The sequence below is a fragment of the Altererythrobacter sp. Root672 genome (assembly GCF_001427865.1).
In the GTDB taxonomy this organism is placed as follows: Bacteria; Pseudomonadota; Alphaproteobacteria; order Sphingomonadales; family Sphingomonadaceae; genus Croceibacterium_A.
Genome location: NZ_LMHH01000004.1, coordinates 12,800 through 35,995 on the forward strand (window position 1 = coordinate 12,800; position 23,196 = coordinate 35,995).

The 23,196-nt window shown below is 61.1% G+C and carries 22 protein-coding genes; 9 read left to right on the top strand and 13 right to left on the bottom strand.

Translation table 11 applies throughout. From position 1 onward, the window contains the following. Positions 1-10 precede the first annotated feature (10 nt). From ASD76_RS16935 to ASD76_RS16960, 6 genes are all read right to left on the bottom strand, one after another. Positions 11-727 (bottom strand): IS6 family transposase, encoded by a 717-nt coding sequence (locus tag ASD76_RS16935; RefSeq protein ID WP_055926260.1) that lies wholly within the window; start codon positions 725-727, stop codon positions 11-13. 372 nt (positions 728-1,099) lie between these two features. Further along, a complete protein-coding gene (gene nhaA / locus ASD76_RS16940; protein ID WP_200943139.1) occupies positions 1,100-2,266 on the bottom strand; it encodes a Na+/H+ antiporter NhaA in 1,167 nt (388 codons plus the stop codon). Positions 2,267-2,458: 192 nt separating this feature from the next. Beyond that, positions 2,459-3,769: an SLC13 family permease gene (locus ASD76_RS16945; RefSeq protein WP_055926038.1), complete on the bottom strand. Its 1,311-nt coding sequence runs from the start codon at positions 3,767-3,769 to the stop codon at positions 2,459-2,461. 39 nt (positions 3,770-3,808) lie between these two features. Then, complete coding sequence (locus ASD76_RS16950) at positions 3,809-4,081, bottom strand: DUF5985 family protein (protein ID WP_055926040.1); 273 nt, start codon at positions 4,079-4,081, stop codon at positions 3,809-3,811. A gap of 2 nt (positions 4,082-4,083) precedes the next feature. Further along, positions 4,084-4,356 carry a DUF5985 family protein gene (locus ASD76_RS16955; protein WP_055926043.1) on the bottom strand — a complete coding sequence of 91 codons (273 nt, stop codon included), beginning with the start codon at positions 4,354-4,356 and terminating at the stop codon, positions 4,084-4,086. Then, positions 4,353-4,727, bottom strand: a complete 375-nt coding sequence (locus ASD76_RS16960; protein WP_055926046.1) for a hypothetical protein — start codon at positions 4,725-4,727, stop codon at positions 4,353-4,355. The genes ASD76_RS16955 and ASD76_RS16960 overlap by 4 nt, the downstream gene beginning before the upstream one ends. A gap of 384 nt (positions 4,728-5,111) precedes the next feature. On the opposite strand from ASD76_RS16960, the gene ASD76_RS16965 reads away from it, so the two are divergent. Then, entirely contained in the window at positions 5,112-6,650 is a 1,539-nt protein-coding gene (locus ASD76_RS16965) for a serine hydrolase domain-containing protein (RefSeq protein ID WP_082553930.1), read from the top strand. Positions 6,651-6,895: 245 nt separating this feature from the next. Here ASD76_RS16965 and ASD76_RS16970 read toward each other — a convergent pair whose 3' ends face one another. After that, entirely contained in the window at positions 6,896-7,813 is a 918-nt protein-coding gene (locus ASD76_RS16970) for an alpha/beta hydrolase (RefSeq protein ID WP_055926052.1), read from the bottom strand. A gap of 128 nt (positions 7,814-7,941) precedes the next feature. Then, complete coding sequence (locus tag ASD76_RS16975) at positions 7,942-8,814, bottom strand: hypothetical protein (RefSeq protein ID WP_156457789.1); 873 nt, start codon at positions 8,812-8,814, stop codon at positions 7,942-7,944. A gap of 570 nt (positions 8,815-9,384) precedes the next feature. Here ASD76_RS16975 and ASD76_RS16985 point away from each other — a divergent pair. Beyond that, the gene (locus ASD76_RS16985) at positions 9,385-9,834 is read left to right on the top strand and encodes a hypothetical protein (RefSeq protein WP_055926061.1); all 450 of its coding nucleotides are present in this window, start codon (positions 9,385-9,387) and stop codon (positions 9,832-9,834) included. 116 nt (positions 9,835-9,950) lie between these two features. Here ASD76_RS16985 and ASD76_RS16990 read toward each other — a convergent pair whose 3' ends face one another. Continuing rightward, positions 9,951-10,856 carry a serine hydrolase domain-containing protein gene (locus tag ASD76_RS16990; protein ID WP_162249695.1) on the bottom strand — a complete coding sequence of 302 codons (906 nt, stop codon included), beginning with the start codon at positions 10,854-10,856 and terminating at the stop codon, positions 9,951-9,953. On the opposite strand from ASD76_RS16990, the gene ASD76_RS18495 reads away from it, so the two are divergent. The 5 genes from ASD76_RS18495 to ASD76_RS17015 all read left to right on the top strand — a co-directional run bounded on the left by ASD76_RS18495 (position 10,746) and on the right by ASD76_RS17015 (position 16,367). Continuing rightward, complete coding sequence (locus ASD76_RS18495; protein ID WP_055926067.1) at positions 10,746-11,474, top strand: hypothetical protein; 729 nt, start codon at positions 10,746-10,748, stop codon at positions 11,472-11,474. The genes ASD76_RS16990 and ASD76_RS18495 overlap by 111 nt on opposite strands. Positions 11,475-11,538: 64 nt before the next feature. After that, the gene (locus ASD76_RS17000) at positions 11,539-11,754 is read left to right on the top strand and encodes a hypothetical protein (RefSeq protein WP_055926069.1); all 216 of its coding nucleotides are present in this window, start codon (positions 11,539-11,541) and stop codon (positions 11,752-11,754) included. A 269-nt stretch (positions 11,755-12,023) separates the two neighbouring features. Next, complete coding sequence (locus ASD76_RS17005) at positions 12,024-13,730, top strand: restriction endonuclease (RefSeq protein WP_055926072.1); 1,707 nt, start codon at positions 12,024-12,026, stop codon at positions 13,728-13,730. 260 nt (positions 13,731-13,990) lie between these two features. Beyond that, entirely contained in the window at positions 13,991-14,956 is a 966-nt protein-coding gene (locus ASD76_RS17010) for a hypothetical protein (protein WP_055926263.1), read from the top strand. A 91-nt stretch (positions 14,957-15,047) separates the two neighbouring features. Then, positions 15,048-16,367: a M1 family aminopeptidase gene (locus ASD76_RS17015; protein ID WP_055926074.1), complete on the top strand. Its 1,320-nt coding sequence runs from the start codon at positions 15,048-15,050 to the stop codon at positions 16,365-16,367. 182 nt (positions 16,368-16,549) lie between these two features. Here the strand turns inward: ASD76_RS17015 and ASD76_RS17020 are convergent, their stop codons facing one another. From ASD76_RS17020 to ASD76_RS17030, 3 genes are all read right to left on the bottom strand, one after another. Continuing rightward, positions 16,550-17,524, bottom strand: a complete 975-nt coding sequence (locus ASD76_RS17020) for a glycosyltransferase family 2 protein (protein ID WP_055926077.1) — start codon at positions 17,522-17,524, stop codon at positions 16,550-16,552. Positions 17,525-17,651: 127 nt separating this feature from the next. Further along, complete coding sequence (locus ASD76_RS17025) at positions 17,652-18,947, bottom strand: class I SAM-dependent methyltransferase (protein WP_082553933.1); 1,296 nt, start codon at positions 18,945-18,947, stop codon at positions 17,652-17,654. Between the two features lie 119 nt (positions 18,948-19,066). Beyond that, positions 19,067-19,498: a MarR family winged helix-turn-helix transcriptional regulator gene (locus ASD76_RS17030; protein ID WP_235506885.1), complete on the bottom strand. Its 432-nt coding sequence runs from the start codon at positions 19,496-19,498 to the stop codon at positions 19,067-19,069. A 59-nt stretch (positions 19,499-19,557) separates the two neighbouring features. On the opposite strand from ASD76_RS17030, the gene ASD76_RS17035 reads away from it, so the two are divergent. After that, positions 19,558-21,351, top strand: coding sequence for a chloride channel protein (locus ASD76_RS17035; protein WP_055926080.1), 1,794 nt, complete (start codon positions 19,558-19,560; stop codon positions 21,349-21,351). Between the two features lie 10 nt (positions 21,352-21,361). Then, the gene (locus ASD76_RS17040; RefSeq protein WP_055926083.1) at positions 21,362-21,682 is read left to right on the top strand and encodes a MarR family transcriptional regulator; all 321 of its coding nucleotides are present in this window, start codon (positions 21,362-21,364) and stop codon (positions 21,680-21,682) included. A gap of 123 nt (positions 21,683-21,805) precedes the next feature. Here ASD76_RS17040 and ASD76_RS17045 read toward each other — a convergent pair whose 3' ends face one another. Then, positions 21,806-23,089: a hypothetical protein gene (locus tag ASD76_RS17045; protein ID WP_055926087.1), complete on the bottom strand. Its 1,284-nt coding sequence runs from the start codon at positions 23,087-23,089 to the stop codon at positions 21,806-21,808. Between the last annotated feature and the right edge of the window lie 107 nt (positions 23,090-23,196).

A 23,196-nucleotide genomic window follows, 5' to 3' on the forward strand; every position in this document is an offset into this window, starting at 1 on the left:
GGCACAGTTGTCATGCCACGAGGATTTGCCACTCGGCCAGGGCAGCCGAGCGGCGGGCTTTGTAAGTCTGTCGGTCTACGAGATGACGTTCCTGGCTGAAGTGGTTGTACACGTTGGCGTGAACTGAAGCGAATTTTTGGAGCGACTTCATCCTTCGAAATCGCAGCATCGCCCTCTCTCGTCGTCGGAATGATAAATGGGCGTTCTCGGCCCGGTTGTTCGCCCAGCGACCGACTTCCTGCTTCTGCTCGCACCCCAACTCGGTCATCGCCGCGTTGTACGATCGAAGTCCGTCGGTGGTGATCGCGTCGACGGGGCCATGCCGCTTCAGCGCCTTCTTCATGAAACGCAGAGCCGCGTCCTTGTCGCGGGTTCTAGTGACGTAACTTTCGAGAATCTCGCCTTCGTGGTCGACGGCTCGCCACAAGTAGACCATCTCACCATTGAGCTTCACGTACATCTCATCGAGGTGCCATCGCCAGTGGCGGAAGCCTCGCATCCGGCTCGCTCTCTGACGGCGAATGTGTCCAGCGAACATCGGACCGAAGCGGTTCCACCAGTGCCGCACCGTTTCATGGCAAATGTCGATCCCGCGTTCGAACAGAAGGTCCTCTACATTCCTCAGTGACAACGGGAACCGTACGTACATCATCACCACGAGGCGGATCACCTCGGGCGACGAGTTGAAATAGCGGAACGGGCTGGCGGGTTTCCTGGGGCGTGGCATGCGATGCCGTACCTCAAATCTGCCTGGCCGCCAGGTGCATTTGGTCTGACAGGGCCGGCTCACACGCTGGCGGCGTACATCAGCGGCAAACAGCGGGCCGAACCGGTTCCACCAATGCCGCATTGTCTCGTGGCAGACATCGATTCCGCGCTCGAACAGCAGGTCCTCGACGTTCCTCAGGCTGAGCGGGAAGCGGACATACATCATTACCACAAGGCGGATGACCTCAGGCGAAGAGTTGAAGTAGCGGAACGGGCTGGCTGGCTTGCGAGGTCGAGGCATTCGTTCGCCCTAAGCCCGTGTCCTTACCAGCCGGTGCATTTGCTCTGACAGGACCCGGTGAGGTGCTGCACCGCGGCATTCGGTACGACACTACACCCTCCGATGTGCCCACAGCAGCACAGCGACACCGCAGACTGCGGAGACCAATGATCCGGTAAGCACTCCGAGCTTTACCGAGGCATGATCCAAGGGATTGTCGAAGGCGAGGAGGCCGATGAATAGGCTCATCGTGAAACCGATGCCGCAAAGGAGGGCCACTCCGTAAACCTGCACCATGGTCGCATCTTCGGGGACGTCTGCAAGACGAAACCGGATTGCCAGCCAAGTCGCAGTGAACACCCCGAGCTGCTTGCCGAAAAACAAGCCGGCGGCGGTGCCGAGCGCCACGGGCGCGGACAGCTCCGACCAGCCAACCCCCGCCAGCGAGACGCCGGCATTCGCCAGACCGAATGTCGGAACGATCAGGTAGGCGACCCAGAACTGGAGACGATGCTCAAGCCGGTGCAGCGGCGAGTTCGGATCGTCGGGTGTCCCCTTCGACGTCCGAAGAGGTATCAACAAGGCCAGAAGAACCCCGGCGATGGTCGCGTGTATGCCCGAAAGCAACGTGAACGCCCACAGTGGCACCCCGAGAAGGAGATAGGGGGCCAGCCTGGTGACCCCAAGCCAATTGAGAGCGTAAATCATCGCAACCACTGCGAGAGCAGCTGCTACCCAACCCAGGGCCAGCTCCCCGGAATAGAAAAGCGCGATGATCACGACTGCCCCGAGGTCATCGATGATCGCAAGCGCAGTCAGGAAGATCCGCAGACTGACCGGAACCCGCGGCCCGAGCAACGCCAGCACGCCGAGCGCGAAAGCGATGTCGGTCGCCGTTGGCACCGCCCAGCCGTGCGGCGCTCCGCGCTCGCCCGTGTTGAGCAGCAAGTAGATGATGGCCGGCGCCGCCATCCCGCCCGCCGCGGCAAGACCAGGCAGGATGCGTCGGCGCGGATTGCTGAGCTGGCCGTCGAGGAACTCGCGCTTGATTTCAAGGCCTACCAGCAGGAAGAACACGGCCATCAGCCCGTCGTTGATCCAGTGGAGCAGACTCAGCGGTCCGAGGTAACTGCTCAAGGTCTCGCTATAGGCCCGCCCAAAGGGCCCGTTTGCGAGGACAAGGGCCAGCAGCGCGGCTCCAATGAGCAGCAAGCCGGCCGACGCTTGCCCGCTGAGAAACTCACGCAAAGCACTAGCGTATATGCGGGTTTTAGGCACAGAGCTCTCCAGGCAAAAGGCTGGCGCGCTGGCGGCCCGACCAGCGCTGGAACCCTGCCCGCCAAGCTCGTAAGGCGAACACCCATTCCACTATTGCATCGCATTGCCGTCACCTCAACGCTGACGACGGCCACATTGAACGATCACGAGCGCTGGAGGGCCGAACGGTCACCCGACCGCGTCGCCACCCGATCAGAACGGAAAGAAAACGTGGATCGCGATTATCGCGGCAGCCCATGTCAGCAGGTTCAGAGGGATACCGATCCTCACGAAATCGAGATAGTTGTAACTCCCCATCTGGTAGACAAGCACGTTCGTCTGATAACCGAATGGGGTGGCGAACGCAGCGCTGCCCGCGATCATCACGGCGACCAGAAAAGGCCGCGGACTCACCGCGAGCGCCTCGGCCAGCGAGACCGCGATCGGCGTGAACAGCACCGCCACGGTCGCATTTGACAAAAGCTCCGTAGCGAACAGCGTCGCACCGTAGATGATTACCAACGCCATGAGCGGGCTGAGTCCGTCCAGCGAGGTGATCAGGCCACCGGTGAACGCGCCGGCAAGACCGGTCACGTCGAGGGCGATGCCGAGCACGACCATGCCCGCGATCAGCATCAGCACGTCTGGGCGGAGGCCCGAATAGGCCTCGTCCGCCGTGATCACGCGCAAGAGAATGAGCAACACCGCGCCGCCGAACGCGCAGGCCGCGATGGGCGCGACCTCGAGTGCTGCCAGCGCCACCACTGCGATGAAAACCGTGACCGAAACCAACGCGGCGACGGGCCTCAGCGGCGCATGTTCGGCGAACGACAGCGCCGAACCGATCTGCCCGCCGGCCAGCCCCGGCTCCCCGATCTTGCGGTCTACTGTGACCGTCTCAAGTTCGTCCTCGCCGGAGGGGACCAGCTTGTGCGTGAATAGCAGCAGATACAGCCCACCCGTCACAGCGACCGTCAATCCCACCGGGGTGATCTCGAAGATGCCGAACCTTGGTTGACCCGCCATCATGGCCATATCGTTGACAAGCAGGTTGGTCGAAGTCCCGATCAGCGTGCAACAGCCACCGAGCACCGCGGCATACGAGAGCGGGATCAGGAACCGCTTGGGCGATAGCCCGAGCGAGCGCGACACGTCGCGGACCACGGGCGCCCCAAGGACGACTATCGGGGTGTTGTTGAGAAATGCGGAGGCGGCGCCGCTGAAGGCGATCATCAGCCACAAGCCACTCTTGCCGATCCTTCGGCAAAGTTCCGTGACCTGCCTGATCGCGGCGTCGAGCAGGCCAGAGAGCTCCATCGCATAAGTGATCACGAACAGTGAAGCGAGCGCCATGATCGCCGGGCTGGCGAAAGCGCCCTGGACCTCGATCGGACGCACGACGCGCGTGACAAGCAGAACTGCTGCCCCGGCGAGCGCCACGATGTCGGAGCGCAGCTTATCCCAGATCAGCGCCACTATGACAGCGAACAGCACGGCGAGTGTGATCAACTGGTCGGAGGTCATCACGTCGGCATGAACGGTTGCGCGAAATCTGCCAAGCGGTCAGTCCCGTGGCGTTCCGCGCACGTTCTTGCGTAAGATCGCAAGGATGATGAGCAGAAAGGCCGCGAGCCGGAACAGGTAGATCCAGCTGCGCTCCTCGACCGGAATGCCCGTCAGGGCCAACAGCGCCTGGCCGATGCTGAGGAGGGCGAAGGCGACGGCAAAGGAGACGAACAACACTTCCTTCGTTCTGCTCCAGAAACGCAGGAAGAACAGCCCGCAAACGAGAAAGCCCATGCTCACGGCCCCGGACAGGAAATCGAGTTCCGCCATCGTCAGTCCTCTCCGTCCCAGATAAAACCGATCAGCAACAGAAGCACGGCGCCGAGCGACAGGGTGTGACGCAACAGTCGCAGATCGACCTCGGGCAGGATTGCGAGATCGATAACGACGACTAGATTGTTGGCGGCCAGCAGCAAAAAGCACAGCGAACTCCACAGCAGCAGCCGCATACGCGTGCGCAGGTAGCTTCGCCCGAGCAGGATCGCGCAAGCCGCGCTGGTGAACACGCAAAGGAGATAGACCGAAATCGCGAACGACGACGTCATGGTTTCCTCTTCAGCCGGAACGCGTCGGCGAACGCCGTGAGACCGGAATTTGCTGCCTTGACGATGATCCTGCGAACGCCATCGGGCGCCGTCGCATATCGTGCTACCGCGGCAGAGACCAGGCGGTCCAGCTCAGCGGTCGCGGGCTGATACTTCGCGAAGCCATCTTCCGCGATCAGTATCAAACCTGCCGCGTTCAGTTCCGCCAGACTCTGGCGAACGACCAATTCGCTGGCCCGCATCGCGGTCACCAGCTCTTCTGGGGAAAGTGCGCACTCGGGCGATTGCCGAAGAAGGCATAACACTTCGAGCGCCCACACCGAACGAAAAGACGACGCGATGAAAGCTGCCAGATCCTCTTGCGAGGTCATGCGGGCTGCACCTCTCGTTTCCAGCCGGGCGAGCAACGCCTCCTAGCGGGCGAATGGGAGAACACAACCGGTAGTCGGGTGTTGTCAGACTAAATGCACCTGGTACGAAATGACGCGCTGTCAGTCTCGCACTCGTAACCGGTTAATTTGCTGGTACGGGCGTGTTTGGCCGAAATTCCGCTCAGAAGTGGAGAGGACTAGCATCCGAAATCGGCCGAGTGCAGTTGCGCTGACAACGCCCGACCGGGCATTGATGTCCGCAATGGGTCGCAAGCAGACGGTCCGCAAACGACCCAAAGCGGACATTAGACTCGCTGTGCTGCAGAGAGCGGCGCCGCTGCTCAGTGTGGCTCACCTCCTTTGACAAGTCCGCTTCTCTGCCGCATGCCGTATTATATCGGCAATACAGAGAGGCGGCAGTTGAAACGGTCCATGGGGGTCCGGGCACTCGCAGCCATCCGCGCCTGGTTGTTCCGGCTGCTGTTGATCCTCTCGCTAGCGTTTCATCAGCAAGCAATCGCGCGCACTGCGCCGCTGAGCGATGAGCAGGTTGCCGCCATCGACCGCTTCATTGAGCGGCAGCGCGAAGCCACGTCGATCCCGGGAATAGCGCTGGTAGTGCGCCGCGGTGGTGAGATCGCTTATCGTCGCGGGATCGGTATGGACGGGTCCGGGCGGCCGTTCTCGCCAGCGACGCAGGTGTGGCTCGGTTCGCTGAGCAAGTCGTTTACCGCGCTCGCCGTCGCGCAGCTTGCCGTCGCCAAGAAAATCGACCTCGACCAGCCAGTCGCGCGCTACCTACCCGACTTCAGGATGGCAGACCCGCGAGGGGCCATGATCACGGTGCGCAATCTGATGGAGCATCGCAGCGGGCTGACCGACGCCAACTTGCCGGACTGGGGGCACCCGTGGCCGGACACTTACGCCGAAGCCACGCGGCGGGTGCAGCGCATCAAGGCACTGTCGAGCGCCCCTGGCACCCAGATCGCATACCACAACGCCAATTACATGGTGCTCGCCGATCTCGTCGAGCACGTGAGCAGTGAGAAATTCGAGCGCTATCTCAATACTCACGTGTTTACCCCCTTGGACATGCGCAGCGCGCTGGCAGTAGCGCACCTGGACGGCGGCCCGTCGAGCGTTCCGCCCGGCCATGTCTTCATCTTCGGGCGTCCGCTGGCGCTGCGCCCGCCCGGCATGTTCATCGGCGGTGCCGGCGGAGTCATCGCTAACGCCGACGATCTCAGTCGCTGGCTCGAGGCGTTCGCCCGCAGCGGACGGCACCCGGAAGAAGACAGGCTCCTCCCACCGGGAATGCTCGCCTCACTGCTGCGTCCGAAGAGCAATGCCGGCTACGTCTACGGTTATGGCTGGGTCCTGCGCCAGCCCGGCACGGATCTGGTCCGTCACAACGGCGGCTTGCCCACCTTCGTCGCCCACGGCGCGTTCGCGCCGGACGCCAGCCTGAGTATCGCGGTGACGACCAATGGCTCGTTAGCCAATCCGGCGTGGTCAGAAGTCGGCGAGGACATTGCGGACGGCGTCGTGGCAATCTTGGCTGGCCAGCCCGTCACCACCATCCCCACCGCGCGCGTCGGCCCGCGAGTGGATGTGGCAGCGCTCGCCTTCGTCTGCCTCTTCGCCGCCCTGACACCGCTCTTGGTGCGAAGTCGGCGCTGGCGCGAACGCCTCCGCGCGGCGCAGGGCAATGCGCGGTTGTGGATCTGGTTCAGGGCCTCGATCGTCCCAGCGCTTGTCATCGGAATCCTGCTGGTCGGGATTCCAGCGGCCATCGGCAGTATCGAGTCCTGGTCGTGGTTCTGGTTATGGTTCCTCGCGCCGGTCGTAACGACGAGCCTGTGGCTGCTCTCGCTCATTGCCGCCGTCCTTCTCCTCTGGCGATGGGGGGCAATGCGTTCTTGAAACCGCTAGCGCGCCAGAGTCGGTGTGTCGCACGCGTCTCGTCGCTAAATCGAAATGTCCGCTTTCCACCCAACTCGGTCATTCAGCGCCGAGAAACTCAGGAAGCTGACCGAACCATTTGCGGACAGTCCGCTAGCGACTCATTGCGGACATAGGGGCGACGTGAAAATGTGCTCGCCTCGGCCGGGTGCAATGCCCCATTGCGGTCATCGACCGAGGTCCATTTTCGATTCAATCAAATGAATCTAAGCAAGCAGCCACGCGAGCACCTCGTCCATTTGGACTGCGGTTTGCGCAAAGGCATGACCAGCGCCCTGATAAACCCGCGTCTGCAGATTGCAGCCCCGTTCCCATCCGAGCTCTACAAGACGATCAGCGATCTTGATCTGGTGCGGCGTTATGCCCGCATCCAGCTCCATTTCTGTCCCGTGATCGAGCCATAGACGCCTGCCTTCGGGCGCTCCCAGCCTGCCAAAGTAGCTGGGCCAGATCGACAACAATTGCTCGTAGTTGACGAAGCGGCTGTCGTAGATGGGCCAGTTGGGTGACATACAGGCGCCCCGCCCGAAGACCTGTTGCGCTTCAACAAAAATCGCGCCGGCCATGACGCCAGCCATACTTGCGCCGAAGATCGCTGTGTCCAGGCGTCCCGGCCGCGTCCGATAGTTTTTGTCCACGAAGGGTTTGAGCCGGTTTGTCAGAAACCGAAGCAGGGCGTTTGACTGAAGAGGCCTGCCATCGTGGCGGGCAAGCTCTAGATCGATGCCTTCGCGCAACGGACCTTGAGCCAGCTCATAGATCGTCTCGGGCATGTATTGGAGGAAGCGATCCTGCCGAAGGTTGTCGATAGCGACAATCAGATGCGGCTCGATCGTCCTTGTAGCCGCGAGCTGCGCCACCCGGCGATCGGTCGCGAAATTGACCCCGTCACTATCGCTCTCGAAAGCCCACTGGCCATCGAGCAGGTAGAGCACCGGAAAAGACCGAGCGCCGTCATCGTAATCTGCCGGAAGCCAGATGCGGACTCGCGCATCGGAATAGTTGTCGAATCCGATCCCATCGATGACTTCGATCCGGCCTCTCGGTTCGACGTCTTGCGCGAAAGCTTGTGAAGCGACGGCCGCCGAAACTAGACGCAGAAAGTGGCGACGGTTGAGCGACATCTCTCTTTGCTAACAGTCAGCCACCGAGCGTCAACATCCAGGATGTGAGGCAATATTGGAATGTCCGCTTCCCACCCATTGCGGTTGGTGCAGGGGTGCGCGTCGCACCCACCCGGCTCAATCAGAATCTAGGGTGTTCCCTCACTTCCGACAATCACCACAAGCTCACTGGGGCGCATATCCTCGGATTGATCTGTGACGATTTCTAATTTGGGTTCGTAGACCCATACGTCGCCGGAACCGGCAAGATTGAAGCCGTAGCTGACATGATCCGCATCCTTATGGATCGGGCCAGTCTCAAGAAGGACCGGTGTCCATCCATGATTTCCTGCAAAAGGCAGGTTGTTCGTGTTGCCACCGTTCAGCAGCTCGTAGAAATCTGTCCTGCGCACTTCAAATTGACGACGCTTTTCGGGCCACCGGGTCCCAGCAGCCAGCCAGAAGTTCACCTGCTGAGCTCTTCCCGTGGCAACCCAGGCAGTAAAGCGCAGACGATGCCCGCGATACGGTGCCGCATCGACGATGCGCCGAAAACCGCCGAACCTGTCGCGATCGCCGCGTCCGCCGATGCACATCGGTTTGCCGATCGATGGTGCGCGAAAGACGAACTGATCCATTCCAACGCCGACGCGCTGCCAGAACTCCGGTCCGGTTATCTGCTCAGCGTTGGGGACCAGGACATAACCCTGCCGACCATCAGGGATTATCGCCATGTGTTTGGGCAAGGGCATCCCCGAGTGGGGATCAATCTCGAAGCCGGCACTAAGGTCAACGTCATCAAGGGCATCGCCGACCACTGGCCGGCAACGGACTGCCCGTCCGTTTACAACGATGTCACGAAATCCTGTGACCACGATCTCGTTTTCCGAGCCATTGCCGTCGTGAGACGCGGCTGATTGCGAAGCGGACGATTCCGTTTGAGCCGACCCACCACCAGCAAAAAGGACAATTACCGCGATTGCGGGCAAGGTGCGGCCGCTGGCTGTCAAAGTCTGGAGCAACTGCGTTCTCCTTGCAGTGGCCCGCCCGAGACATGGCGAAATCTAGGATTGGCAGAATGAGTGGCCGCTTTCCACCCATCTCGGTGGATTGCGGACGGAGCGCTCGCGACCCATTGCGGACATTCAGTCCTGCTGTATCGTCTCGCCATGGTGAGTATTGGCGTATTACTTGTGCTTGGTCTCTTAACCGGTGGGGCTATCGGCCTCTTGGCTGGTTCAACGAGGTTCGGATTCGGGATTTTGACTCTCGTTCCGATAGGCGCGGTTACGTATGTAAATTGGTGGCAAAACCAACATCCCGAGAGTATTCGGTCTACAAGCGGACTAGAATTTATCTTCGTCCCGATCCCACCTTCGATTGCTGCTTTGATTGGCTACGGGATGATCTGGTTGATCAGGGATTGGCTTGCAACCAAGGACTTGAACTAAGTCCGCGCGAAGAGGCGACGTCCGCTTTCCACCCATTGCAGACATCTCGATTAGCAGAAGCGCAATTCGACACTCGCTCCAAAGCGGACCGGCTGCACACGACCCATTGCGGACTTTCGGATGCGTGGCATACTGCGGCTTATGATGCGCTCGATCTGGCTGGGGTCATTGATCTGCCTGACTGCAGCTTGCTCACCTGACAGTGAGGATGGCAACGCACAGGTTCTGGCGAGGGACGAAGTGAGCGCTGAGGCCGTGCCGAGCGCGGGCAACTGCTCCAAAGTGCCAGCTGATTTTAGTTCATCGCGAGAGTTTGCAAGCAGCCGTCCGGCTCCTTCCGGTAGGGAGTTGAAGAACCTCATCAAAATTCGTGCAGATCGGTCAATCACCTGGAACGGTGACGACGTGTCCAAATCACTCCTGAAGGCCAACCTCCGCGTGGTTCCCCAGTTTTACCCTGTTCCTCTCACGACCCTGGACTTCGATGCTGGCACGCCATGCCCCATGATCAACGAGGTTCGCGAGTTGATGAGACGTCACCTGGAATGCGGCACCAAGGCAGTGTGTTTGCAAGGCGGCGGTTGGACTTAGCGTCCGCTAACCACCCACCTCCGCCATTCCGAACAATTTGACGCCTACCGCTTAGCAGCCCGTCCGCTTTGCGGCTCTTTGCGGGCTAGATAGCGGACGTTATCCTGACAACGATCTCACGGCCGGTTGCCAGCGTTGTTCGCTGAAGGCACCGGCCGAAAAAAGGTGGTGGCGATCTTTCCATCCGGGAACAGGAAGATCGAGAACATCGCAGCCCCGCCGTTGGCAAAGTCCACTCGATAGGTATCCAGGCCGTCGAGGTCCGTGCGCACGAATGTGATCGCCTTGATTGCGCCCGTGCTCTTGAACAGCGGCTGCACCTGCGGAAGCTGCGCGCGGACCGCTTCAGCCAGCTGCGGCGACATCGTTTCGTAGTCCGGCGTGCCGTTCGCCTGGTCTTCGATGAGCTTGCGCAGCGCCGCTTCGGCGCCTGGTTGCGGGGAGGTGCGCAGCGCGGGGAGCGGATCGTTGGAGGTCAGCGCCGTGACAATCCGGCCCTCCACCCATGCGCTCGGCAGGTCTTGGCTGTTCGAGATCACCGCGACGCTCAAGGCCGAATCCGGCAGCCAGGTGAGCGAGCTGTTGAACCCGTTGATACCGCCTCCGTGCGTGATGCGCGTTTGACCTTCGAGTTCGTCGACGCCCAGCCCGAAACCGTAAGCCGAATTTCCGTTTCCGGTCTGGACGGTCGAGGTGGTCATCTGCCGGAAGGAGTCGGGGCTGACCGCTCGTCCGTTGGTGAGCGCGATCTGCCAGCGGACCAGGTCGCCGGCTGTCGAGACCAACGCCCCCGCTGCACCCGGGTTGAGCATGCTCAACGGTTGATCGTTCGATCGCACCCGACGGTCGGGATCGAGCGTATATCCTTGCGCGCGCTTGGGAATGAGGCGCCCTTCGAACCCATATAGCGTATGCGCCAGGCCGAGGGCTCGCGGCGCTATCGTTACTATATCGGCGAGACGCCGATCGACGGGCGAACGATACGCATTCCGGCCGCTGAACTTGAAGGCTCGGTCGCCCACTGTCTGGCGAGCGCGGTCGACGATCCACTCGGGCTTTGCGCGAAGGCCTGGCTTGAAGTGGCGCCGGACAATCTCGCTTTGCTCTCGCAGAAAGCCGAAGTGTTGGCGGCAAGCTTGCGACAGCGCGATCGCTCGGCCTTAGCCGAGCTGGTGAGGCTGGTTCGAGTGCTCGATGATCGTGTCGAGTTAGAGTGTGCGACGACCGTTTTGGCTGAGGCGCTTGGCGCAAGGGTGGCCCACGGTGCGCCCGATACGCTGACGCTGGTCTCGCCGGTCAGTCTTCGGCGAACGGGCCGCGCGGTGCGGCTCGTGCAGGCGAGCGGAGCCACTCTTGAAACGCAGCCAGCGGTCTCGCTGGTCAAGCTGCTGGTGAAGGCGCGACGCTGGTGGACGGTTCTGCGTGCGGGCGAAGTTGACATCACCCGGCTAGCAGAGGCGGAGGGTGTGACCGCGTCCTACATGACCAGGGTGGTGCGGCTCGCGTTTCTCTCGCCCGCGATGGTGGAAGCCATTCTGGCGGGGCGGACGCGGGCCGAGGTCGATGGTGGCCTGATAACCGCGAGCCAGGCCATCGCGGCCAGCTGGGCTGAGCAGGCCAAGACATTGTTACCCGCGTGAACGGGCAATTCGGACTCAAAAAGCTGGATATGGACTTGCCGGCGCTTGCCGCCACAGTCCGAGCATGACCTGTAGCCTTGAAGAGGATACGCTCAATCTCTGCCGCGAGCTCTCCAGCCGGGCGGGCATGTTGTTTGAAGATGCGGGGGACCTGACTGTGGGGGTACGGCACCATTCGATCGACCAGCTGCGGGTCGTCGTGCGAGATGCGCTGGTAATGAACGAGAAGGCCGGTGCGATCCTCGCCGCTGCCGCAGTCTTGCTTGGCGATGAAGGCTGAACCGCCGCTTTCCGCCCATGTTGGTCATAACGGCGCTTGCGGGCCAGGCACAGCTCTACAGGTAAGCGGCAATCTCAGTCGTTCATGGGCCAGTCAACTATCCCACGAGGTTGCCGTTCACTCGACTGCTTAGCGCGCATTGTCGCTTACCGGGAGCGACGATCGTTCGGCGTCAAGCGCTAGCCGATGCTCAATAGACCGCATCGACATGCTGAGAGGCTTGCGGAGTCGGTTCGCGGCTGATTTATTGTCGCAAGCGGGGGAGCGGTATGGCAACGATCACGATCCGATCGAACAACATCGAAAACATAACGCTTGGGGAACTCAGGGCACGGTACAACGTCCGAGGCGATCGGATTCTACGCTACCACCTCGATCTCTCGCACACGGCGATGAAGCTGCACCGGGAATTGAGTGCGCCTGAAATCTTCATCCTGCAATCAAAAGTGGACGCGCTTATCGCGTCGTGGGACGAGAAATTCGCGGCATTTCGATTGCGGCAGATTTTCAAATCCGGGAAGGATCAGGTAGACGATGAGACGGCAGCCGCTGGAGCGCAACTAGAAAACCTGAAACACATACTGGCCCGAACACTCGCCGTAAACGACGAGGTCGACTGGGCCGCACTCAAGGACCAGTCCGCCTACGACATGCCGCGTAGCTTCCCCGAGCCGCAGCCACGCCGATCTGAGACTTCAGCGCCGGAGTATCGGACTCCGACCATTGGTCTCCTGGACGTCGTCTTGGGTCGGAAGGCGCGCAAACTTGCGGAGGCAGAGGGGATTCATGCCGATCAGGTCCGCATCTGGCATCAAGACGACGAACAGTGCCGCCACGAGCATGAAAGCGCGACGCGCGAATGGCAGGAGCGGGAGCGAGCCTTCTGGAATGGCCACGAGGAGGCACAACGCACCTTCCTTACCGAGCAGGCCGAGCGAAACGCCATTGTCGACCGGTGGCAGGAAGCGGTAGGCCGGGGCGACCCCGAAGCCGTCATTGAGCATGCGACGCTCGTTCTGGATGCATCGGACTACGATGGGTTGTTCGAAAAATCGTTTGCCGTGCAGTATCGCCCCGACGAGCAGCTGCTGATGATGGCATACGACCTGCCGTCCCCCGACGAGCTGCCAAGGGTTCACTCCGTACGCTTCGTAAAGACGACGGGGGAGATGAAGATCAAAGAGATTACCGAGCGCGAGCAGAAGGCCAACTTCGAGTCCGTTGCATATCAGGTATGCCTGCGCACGCTCCACGAACTCTTCGAGGCTGACGTTCACGGCAACATTGGGAGCATTCTGTTTAACGGCCACGTCGACTTCGTGGACAAGCGAACGGGCCAGGATGCACGTTCATGCCTGCTTTCGGTATTAGTCAGGCGCGACGAGTTCACTGCGTTGGATCTGTCCAGGGTCGAGCCGAAGGCGTGCTTCAAGAGTCTGAAGGGTGTGTCCGCGGCCAGCTTGGCAAGCTTCACGGCTATCCCTCCCGTGCTGGAGATGGATCAGGAAGATCGCCGCTTCGTCAATGCACGACGCGTATCGCTGGAAGAGGGCACAAATCTTGCCAGTATGCCGTGGGAGGACTTCGAGCACCTCATCCGTGAGCTGTTCGAGAAGGAGTTCAGCGCCCGAGGTGGTGAGGTGAAGGTTACCCAAGCAAGCCGCGATGGCGGGGTGGACGCGATTGCTTTCGATCCAGATCCGATTAGCGGCGGCAAGATCGTCATACAGGCAAAGCGATATACTCGCACCGTTGGTCTGTCCGCAGTGCGCGACCTGTTCGGGACGGTGATGAACGAGGGTGCCACAAAAGGAATCCTGGTCACCACGTCCGACTACGGCCCAGACGCATATCAGTTTGCGAGCGGCAAACCACTGACCTTGTTAAGCGGAGGCAATCTGCTGCACCTGTTGGAGCGGCATGGCTATCGCGCCAGAATCAATCTCGCTGAGGCGCGAGAAACTGCTACGGTTTAAGAAAGGGCGAGTTAGTGGCAGCCTTAGGCGGCCCGTTCCACGATCCGTCCAGCCCGCTAACGCCCACAACCGGTGTGTGACGGAGGGACGTTATTCATAGCCGACTCTGGCCGATTGCAGACCGTCCGCTTCAGAGTTCGTAAAGTCCAAAAATGGACGTTGGTTGGCGGACGATTTGCAGATTGGCCAAGGCCGGCTAGTTCTTGCGTGTGCACTTTCTGCTCTCAATCGCGCGCCGTATAATCTCATGGTTCGTCGGCATGTTGGCGGCCTGCCTTGTTCTGGCGTCGCCCCCAGTGCTCGCTCAGCCGCCCCAACCGCTGCAGCATTTCGTCTATCTCGGACAGGACGAACTCGACTTGAACCTGCCCATTCTCGACCGGCAGGATATCGGCGGTGCGGAAATTATCTACGTGTGGCGCAACCTTGAGCCGAGCGAGGGCGCATATGACTTTTCGATGATCGAACACGACCTCGCGCTGACCCAAGCGCGTGGCAAAGCGTTGTTCGTGGAGGTGGGGGATCGCTTCTTTGCACCTGATGCGCGCTGGCTTCCGCAGTATATGCTCGATGAGCCGCAGTATGGCGGAGGGTTGGCGCGTCAGTTCGACAACTCGCAACCGGGGCGCGCGCCAGTCCCCAAGGGTTGGATCAGCCGCCAATGGGATTCGGAGGTACGGACCCGCTTCCAGGCCCTGCTGGCTGCGCTCGCCGATCGGTTCGATGGCCGCATAGCGGGCGTCATCCTGACTGAAACCGCGGTGACGGTCGATCGCGATACACCGCCCGAAGGTTGGGACTGCGACCGCTATTTCGAGGCCGAGATCGAAAACGTGCTCTTCGCGCGACAGGCGTTCACCCGTTCGCACGTCGTCCAGTATGTCAATTTCTGGCCTTGCGGGTGGGCGAACGCACGCCCTTACATGAGCCAGTTCTTCGAGCTGGCCGCAGTCAGCGGGATTGGCGTGGGAGGCCCGGACATCGTCCCCTACCGGCCAGGACAGATGGCGAACAGCTACCCCTTCATCCGCGCCTACCGGGACAAGGTCCCTTTGGTGGCGATGGCGATCCAGGAGCCGACACTGGAATATCTGAATCCGCAGACAGGCAAGCCGTTCACGCGAGAGGAATTCGAACGATTCGCGACCGGCTATCTCGGCGCAGACATCATCTTCTGGAGTAAGGACACGCCTTGGTTGCGCAGCCGGCCCCTCGGCGCGCCCTAGCTGGCTCCGCCGATAGGATATCCGAAACCTCCCCGTAGACGACCGTTCAGGGCGCTTGGAGTGCCGCGCCGCATGCATTAGCGTCGCCGACATGAACCGCCGCGTCCTGCTACCCGTTCTTCTCGCAGCCGCGACGAATGCCGAAGCACAATCCACGACAATCGCGCCGGGCGATGGGTTCGAAGTCGAGCGATACGCCGTCGCGCTTCGTCCCGACCTCGAGACAGCGGCAGTTTCGGGCACGGAAACGATTGACGTGCGCGGTACGTCCGATCGGGTGACGCACCTGGCGTTCTCGGCCAATGCGCTGCGCATCGCGGACGCGATGGTCGACGCAACGCCGGTCCAGGTCTCGTCCACCACCGATGCTATCGTCTTCACCCTGCCGCAGGCCCTTCGCAAAGGCCGCAAGGTGACGCTGCGATTCCGGTTCGAGGGCACGCCGGCTCGCGGCCTGACGGCCGTGGCGGGGAGTATCTACGCCAGCTATTTCGCGTGCGACTGGATGGTCTGCCTGCAGGACGCCCCGGGCGACAAGGCGCACCTGGCGCTCGATCTGTTCCTGCCTGCCGATGCGCAATCGGTCGGCGTCGGACGGGCGAGTCCGGCGGCGACTTCGGCCGATCCGCTGGTCATCCATCGTTGGCGGTCCACCCGGCCCTACTCGCCCTATCTCTACGCCTTCGCCGCCGGCCGGCTGCCTCGGCAGGCGATCGCAACCGCGCACGGCGAGCTTGTCTATTTCGATGGCACCGGCAGCAACGCCGACCTGGCCGCACTGTTCGCCGAGGCGCCCGCAATCACGGCGTTTCTCGCTAACAAGGCGGGGATGCCCTTGCCCGATCGCCGATACGCGCAAGTGCTGGTTCCCGGTCGTGAAGCGCAGGAGTCGGCCGGCTTCTCGCTAATCGGCCAGAGCGAGCTCGACCGTGAGCGCGACGATCCGTCGTCGGCCTGGATCATCGCGCATGAAATGGCGCACCAATGGTGGGGCAACCTCGTGACGTGCGCCACCTGGCAGGATTTCTGGCTCAACGAGGGCATGGCCACGTTCATGGTGGCCGCCTGGAAGGAGCACAGCGCCGGCGACGCTGCCTATCGCCAGGAGCTCGATGTCGCGCGGCGCCGCGTCGAGCAGGTCCGCGAGCTTGGTTTCGACAAGCCGCTCGCGTGGGATGGCGAATACCCGTCGCTCCGGGCCCGGCGGGCTGTCCAGTACAGCAAGGGCGCGCTGTTCCTGGCACATCTGCGGGAGACAATTGGCGAGGTGGCCTTCTGGAACGGGCTACGCCGTTTCACCCGGCAGCATGCGAGGAAAACGGTGACGAGCAAGGACTTCCAGAACGCGATGGAACGGTCGAGCGGGCGCGACCTGTCCGCCACCTTTGCCGAGTGGGTCTACGGCAAGTAGCTGAAGCGACGGGCCTCACGCTGGTGGGCAGCTCCGGATCGTCACGACCTGGGCTGGCCGGTAGCAAACCGTCCGGTTTCGAGCCTCATCGAGCATAAAGCAGACGGTCATGCGTCAGCGACCATCTCACGAAAGGTGGGACGGGGCCACAGATGAAGAAGGGCCCAATGACCCCTTGCGACCTATTTGGTCCGTGCGCCTCTTGGCGGCGCGTCAGGGGCATCGATGTTGATCCGTTCCTGTTCCGTCACGACACGGCCATGGCGCACCTGGGCATGGATCGCCGTCACGTACTCCCCCAGCATGCCAATGAATGCGATCTGCACGCCAGAAAGGAAGAACAGCGAGACCAACAGGGTTGTTATCCCGCGAGGTGCTGCATCTGGCAGTAGGAAGTACGCGACAAGCATCGCAATTGCGTAGGCGACACACAGAGCCGAAAGGGCAAACCCCGCGAGAGTGGCGAGGCGCATCGGCGCACTGGTGAACGCGAAAATGCCGTTCAAGGCCTGGTCCACTAGCGTCCAGACGCGAAGCTTGGACTTGCCCCTCTCACGCGACACCCACGTATAGGGCAGGATCACCCGACGAAAACCGACAGACGCGACAAGGCCGCGGATATAGGGATATTGATCCTCGTGCCCAATCATCGCGTCGAGGACCTTGCGATCGACCAGTTGGAATTCGCCGACATTTTCTGGAATTTCGAAATCCGCCAGCTTGTTGACGATCGCATAAAACAGACGGCGACAGGCGCGCATGATCGCACCTTCCTGCCGCTCCATCCGGGCCCCCGCGACGACCTGATATCCCTGCTCCCATAGTTTGACGAAATCGGGGAGCATTTGGGGCGGATCCTGAAGGTCAACCGGAAGCATCAATAGAACGGCATCACCGGTCGCGTATCGAAATGCGTTGAAAGTTGAACGAAACAGACCAAAATTGCGGGCGTTAACAATCACTTTGACTGCCGGATCGGCACAGGCGATCGCGCGCAGCTTCTCGACCGTTCTATCCGTCGACGCATTGTCCGCGAAAATGTGTTCTCGAGTGTAACCAGGCAGTTGCTCGTCAAAGATCCTCTTCACCGTCGCATGGCAGATTTCGACGTTGTCTTCCTCTTGGTAGCACGGCGAAACGACGGTGATTACAGGCATCGCGTTGCTCCGAAAAAGGCGGCGATGCCGGTTGTCCGAACAGACCGGTTAGTTGGCCCAGGTCTATTGCGGCGGACCTCGCACTGCCGAAGAGGAGGGTCGTTGATGACGCTCTGCATCCGAGCAGTCAGGAAATCTGCAAATAAGGGATCGCTGTGACGAATTTCCCGCCCCACTCTGAAATGAATGACATTTGCGACATCACTTCTTGTCGCAGATTCCAGGGTAGGACCAGTAAATAGTCGGGCTGAACGTCCTCGATTGCCCTCACGTCGAAGATCTTCACTCCGCTGCCTGGCATGAACCGACCCACTTTGGCTGGACTGCGATCGACAATGAACGGCAGGCTGGCGGCCGCCAGTCCGCAGTAGTTCAAGAACGTGTTTGCCTTGGCCGCTGCGCCGTAGCCAACGACCATTTTCCCGGCCTGATGAGCTTGCTCAAGAAACGCGAGAAACTCGCCACGTACTTGCTGCATTCTGTTTTCAAAGCCGTGATATCCCGCAGCGCGGTTGAGTTGGGCGGCCAACTCCGCATCAATGACGGCCAGCACGGCATTTGTCGTTTGGTGACGTGCATCTCTATGACACGCGTAGACACGCAGCGATCCGCCATGGGTGTCGAGTTCCTCAACGTCAAATATGCGAAGACCGTGGTCACCAAGGATTCGATGAACCGCAAGCAGCGAGAGGTAGCAGAAGTGTTCGTGATAAATCTGGTCGAACTGCAGCCCCGCGATGGTACGCAAGAGATGTGGAAATTCGACGGTGAACACGGCCTCGGGTTTCAAGATCACGGTGACCCCTCGCACGAAGTCACCGATGTCGGGTACATGAGCCAGGACATTCTTCGCGCTGAGATGGTCAGCCGCGAGTCCACGAGCGACCAGCAACTTCGCGGTCTCCTCCCCGAAGAACAGCACCTCAGTCGGAATCAGTGCCGCTATCGCGGCCTGGGCGACATTGACGGCAGGCTCGATACCCAGAACTGGGATGCCGGAGCGCATGAAGTACTGCAGGAGATACCCATCGTTGCTCGCGATCTCGACCACCAGATCCTTTGGCCCGAGGGAAAATCGCTCAATCATCTTGGCTGCGTAACGCTCACAATGATCTAGCCAGCTTGCCGAATTGGACGAGAAATAGGGATAATCGCCGAAGATTGCCTCCGGTGAGATGACCCGGTCAACTTGGACGAGAAAGCAATTGTCGCAAAAGCGAGCGTGGAGCGGATAGGTGGGCTCGGCCCGGGCGGCCGCCCGAGTTCCCATGTAGTCGTTCGCCAAAGGCTGCAGGCCAAGGTTGGCCCAATTAGTACGCAGCGGCGAACGGCAATATTGGCAGGAGTGCGTGGAGGCTTGGCATTCTTCGGAGTCGTTCCGAACCCGTTCAAAATCAAGTGGATCGAGTTCGGAAGAAGCCATTTGCCGCTCTCAGCACCCGACTTCCGTTGCGACTAACATGGTCAATTGTTCGCACCGCGCGTGATAGACCATTACAAACAGGTGGTCGTTCGCCAGATCCAAGGTCTGCCAGCGTGTCATCAGTGTTCCAGGCTCGCGAGCAATTGAACGAGCAAGGGACGGATCCGCAGGATTTCCTCGCGATGGGTGACGCTAAGTTTGGCGAGTATCGAGACTGCATGATCACTTAGCCGCAGCAGCGCTTGCCGGCGGTCATGTTCTGATGCTTGTCTGCTGACCAGGCCAAGCGCCACTAGCCTGTCCACAAGCCCCGTGGCGCTATGCGGCTTGAGTATTAGCCGTTCCGCGACGTAGCCCACGGTAGCCGCTCCCCTCGGGGCGGCGCGAATTGCCAGCAAGGCCTGGTGCTGCTGCGGCGTCAGGCCGCATTCGGCGGCCTTCTTTTCGCTGAACGCCAGAAACTCGCGGAGAGAAAAGCGGAAGTCCGCAAGCGCCGCATAGTCTGCGTCGCCCAGTTCGGCGGCCATCGCCTCTAGGATCAGTTGGGTCATTGATAAATATCGTAGCACGACATAATGACCTCGTCCAACTGCCCCCAAAGTCGAGTTCAATGACTATTCCGGACTCCCTGTCAGCCCACCGTCCTCTCGGCGATCACACCACCGATCACCGTATGTTGATGCTCTCCGGTGCGGCCACTCTGGTGGGTACCGGTGGAGCGGTTGGGGCCTGGATTCTTCTCAAGGCGATTGCCGTCGCCACCAATGTTTTCTGGTTCGGCCGGATCTCCGATGTGCCATCCACGATCACTGACAAGGCTTGGGGTATTGGGATTGTCGCCGTTCCCGTCGTTGGAAGTCTGATAGTCGGGCTGATGGCACGCTTTGGATCGGAAAAGATCCGGGGCCATGGCATCCCAGAAGCGATCGAGGCGATCCTCTATGGGGAGAGCCGACTTTCACCGAAAGTAGCGGTGCTTAAGCCACTATCCTCCGCGATTTCGATCGGAAGTGGAGGACCGTTCGGGGCCGAAGGACCGATCATAATGACAGGTGGTGCGATAGGATCTCTCTTCGCTCAACTGTTCCACCTCAGCGCCGCCGAACGAAAAACCCTGCTCGTTGCAGGGGCCGCCGCAGGCATGACGGCGATCTTTGGCACGCCCATGGCTGCCATCCTCCTCGCGATCGAGGTCCTGCTATTCGAGTGGAAGCCGCGTAGCTTTGTCCCGGTCGTAATCGCGGTGCTCGTTTCGTTGTTGTGGCGCCCGATACTGATCGACAGCGGTCCACTCTTTCCCGCTCAACATGCAGTGCATCTGGAGGCGCGCCTCATGGGCATTGCCATAGCCATGGGTGTGCTGGCGGGATGCCTGGCCTCACTGTTGTCTACGTTGCTCTACCGTATCGAGGACCTGTTCGGACGCCTTCCTGTCCATTGGATGTGGTGGCCAGCAATCGGCGCATTGGCAGTCGGCATTGGCGGGCTCATTGATGCGCATGTACTCGGTGCGGGATACGAGAGCATCCGGGCCTTGCTCGAGGGCTCCCCCACTATGCGCGTCGCCGTCTCACTTCTGCTGGTAAAGGCAGCAGTTTGGCTCATCGCGCTCGGGTCAGGCACGTCGGGCGGTGTACTCGCACCTCTACTGTTGCTGGGAGGCGCCCTCGGTTTCCTGGTGGGCCATTTCCTGCCCGGCGGCAGTGCACTTTGGGCGCTCGCGGGCATGGCAGGCATCATGAGTGGGGCCATGCGTGCGCCGCTCACGGCTGCTCTTTTTGCCGTGGAGCTGACCGGCGACTTTGCCATGCTGCCGCTAACCGTCGCCGCGTCGGCAGGTGCTTATGCGGTCAGCGTCCTCCTGATGCGTCGCTCGATCCTGACAGAAAAGATCGCCCGGCGCGGACGCCATATTCTCCAGGAGTACACGGTCGATCCGTTCGACTTCTTGCAGGCACGGCAGGTGATGACGCCTTCGCCAGAGACCTTGCCAAGCTGCATGCCCGTTTCAGACGCCGCCAGCTTTTTCGCCAATGACGCGCTTCACCGAAGCTATCCCGTCATCGACGACGAGCGGAGGTTGGTAGGCCTCGCTTCACGATCGGATGCCCTTCGCTGGCAGGTGGAGGGTGCGCCCGAGCAAGCCACGTTGGCAGACATTCTGTCTGATGCATCCCAGCCGTTCGGACTGCCGGAGGACTCTCTCGGCAAGATCGCCGATCTGATGGTCGATACTGGAGTGGGACGCATACCTATTGTCGACCCTGCAACCCGCCGCGTTGTAGGTCTGCTGACACGGCAGGACTTGCTCAAGGTCCGTGACGTTCGTCGTGGAGCCGAACTTACGCGCGTACGAGGAAACGAGCCTTTGGCCGTAAAACGGTTCGCCTCCGTCAAGACGTAGCTCCGGCAAAATGACCAATCAGGAGCAACTGGAAGCCTTTATCGGAAGAACGTTCCGATCGGTCTGGGCGCTCGAGATTCTCAGATTCCTCTCTGACAATGATGGGCGGAGCTTTCGCGGAGAGGACCTTATTTCAACGCTGCACCTAAGCCAGGCGGTCGTTAAGAGGAGCATTATCGATCTGATGGCGGCAGGTCTTGTGACGGTCGACGAGAGAGGACTGATTGCTTTTGGCACCGACCATCAATCAGAGTTCGTGAACGCTGCGATCGATCTTTACGTGAGGAGCCCCAACAAGGTGCGGCGCGTGATAGTTGCACAACAAATGTAGGCGCTCGCCTAAGCCGCCGGAGCAGACGAGCCGGTCGACGGGGCAACGCGAGCAAGAGCGGATCGTCAGCCATCGAGCTCAAGATCAACGGCAGCGACAACCAGAAGATGCTGCGGAACGCTGTCAATCGACGCTGACGGCCCCCAGCGGCAAGTTCTCGCCTGCCTCGGTTTGCCTGACCAACCGATAGCTGCCGGGCGGGAGCATCAGCGTCACGGCCTCGACGCCGCTCCCGACAAGCATCTGATCCATCGCGATCGCGCCCTCGGGCTCCCCGGCGACGAATGCGCGCACCAGGCTGCGTGCGCCAAGCGGCTCGAGCGCAACCACATGCGGCTTGCGGTAACTGTCCATTGCTAGCCAATCGGGGCGACCGTTCACCTCGTGCTGCACCGGATGGATCACACTGAGGTCGACCCGGTAAACGTCGAGCGGGTGCTCCGGATCGTTGGCGATCACCACCGGCGCCGCGGGCGAGCCGAATTGCGCGACGAAGGCTTTGTAGAGCAACGTGTCGTGCTCGCTGTCGTGCTGCGGCGTGCCTTCGATCTGGTCGATCGTCAGCGGGTCTTCGCCGGTCAGCTCCTTGAGCCGGCCGCCGAACAGGTGCAGCGGCGCCCCCGTTACAGTCTCAGCCAGGTGGCCGAAGCCGACATGGACCAGCACGCGCGCATTCGGATCGGCATCGAGCAGAGCCTTGATGTTCTCCGCCTGCGCCTGCTCGCGGAGGTCGATGTATTTTTCCCGCGCAGTTCCCGGCGGCGGCTGCTGTTCGGGCCGGATCTCGTAACCGACCAGCGTGTAGCCTGCCGCGCCGGCCTGCCGCGCGAGATCGCCGAACACGGGCTCCATCGTATAGAACCCGGTCCGCCCCGCGCCCATGGGCGCACCGTCCTCCAACAAGGGCCCGCAGTGCGAGCCCGAGCAAAAGGTCTCGGCTGCAAAGTGCGTGAAGCCGGCTTCGCGCAGCGCGAGCATCAGCCGGTAGGTGAACGCGCGGTGGCGCGGCGCGTGATGGGCTTCGTTGATCATCACCACCCGCCTTCCTTCGGCGGCGCGCACTATCGCCTCGATGGCCGGCTCGGGCCGAACTTGGGAAAGGTCGGGCGGCGGTTGCGAGGGAGTATCGACCTCCCGGCGAGCGTAGAGTTCGTCGGCCGTGGCGATATCGCCGCTGAACGACCAGTATTGCGCACCCATGCCGCTTGCCGCCGGATTGGCCGCCATCACCTGCTCGAACAGCACCAGCGCGGGCATCAGCTTGTCGTCGAGCGCCAACTTCATGACATCGTTCATGCTCGGCGCAGCCGTAGTCTGCGCCGGCGCGCTCGGCGTGGGCGTGGTTTGCGCCTGCGCACTCCCGGCGCAGGCCGCCACAGCGACGATCGGAACGAGCCACCCCCTCATTCGAGGCATGATGCACGTCGCGAGATCGAACGCAAGCATCTGGTCCCGGTGCAACGGTCTGTGGGGTGCTGTCAGTCTAACCGCAACTCGTCTCCACCAGGCGCACC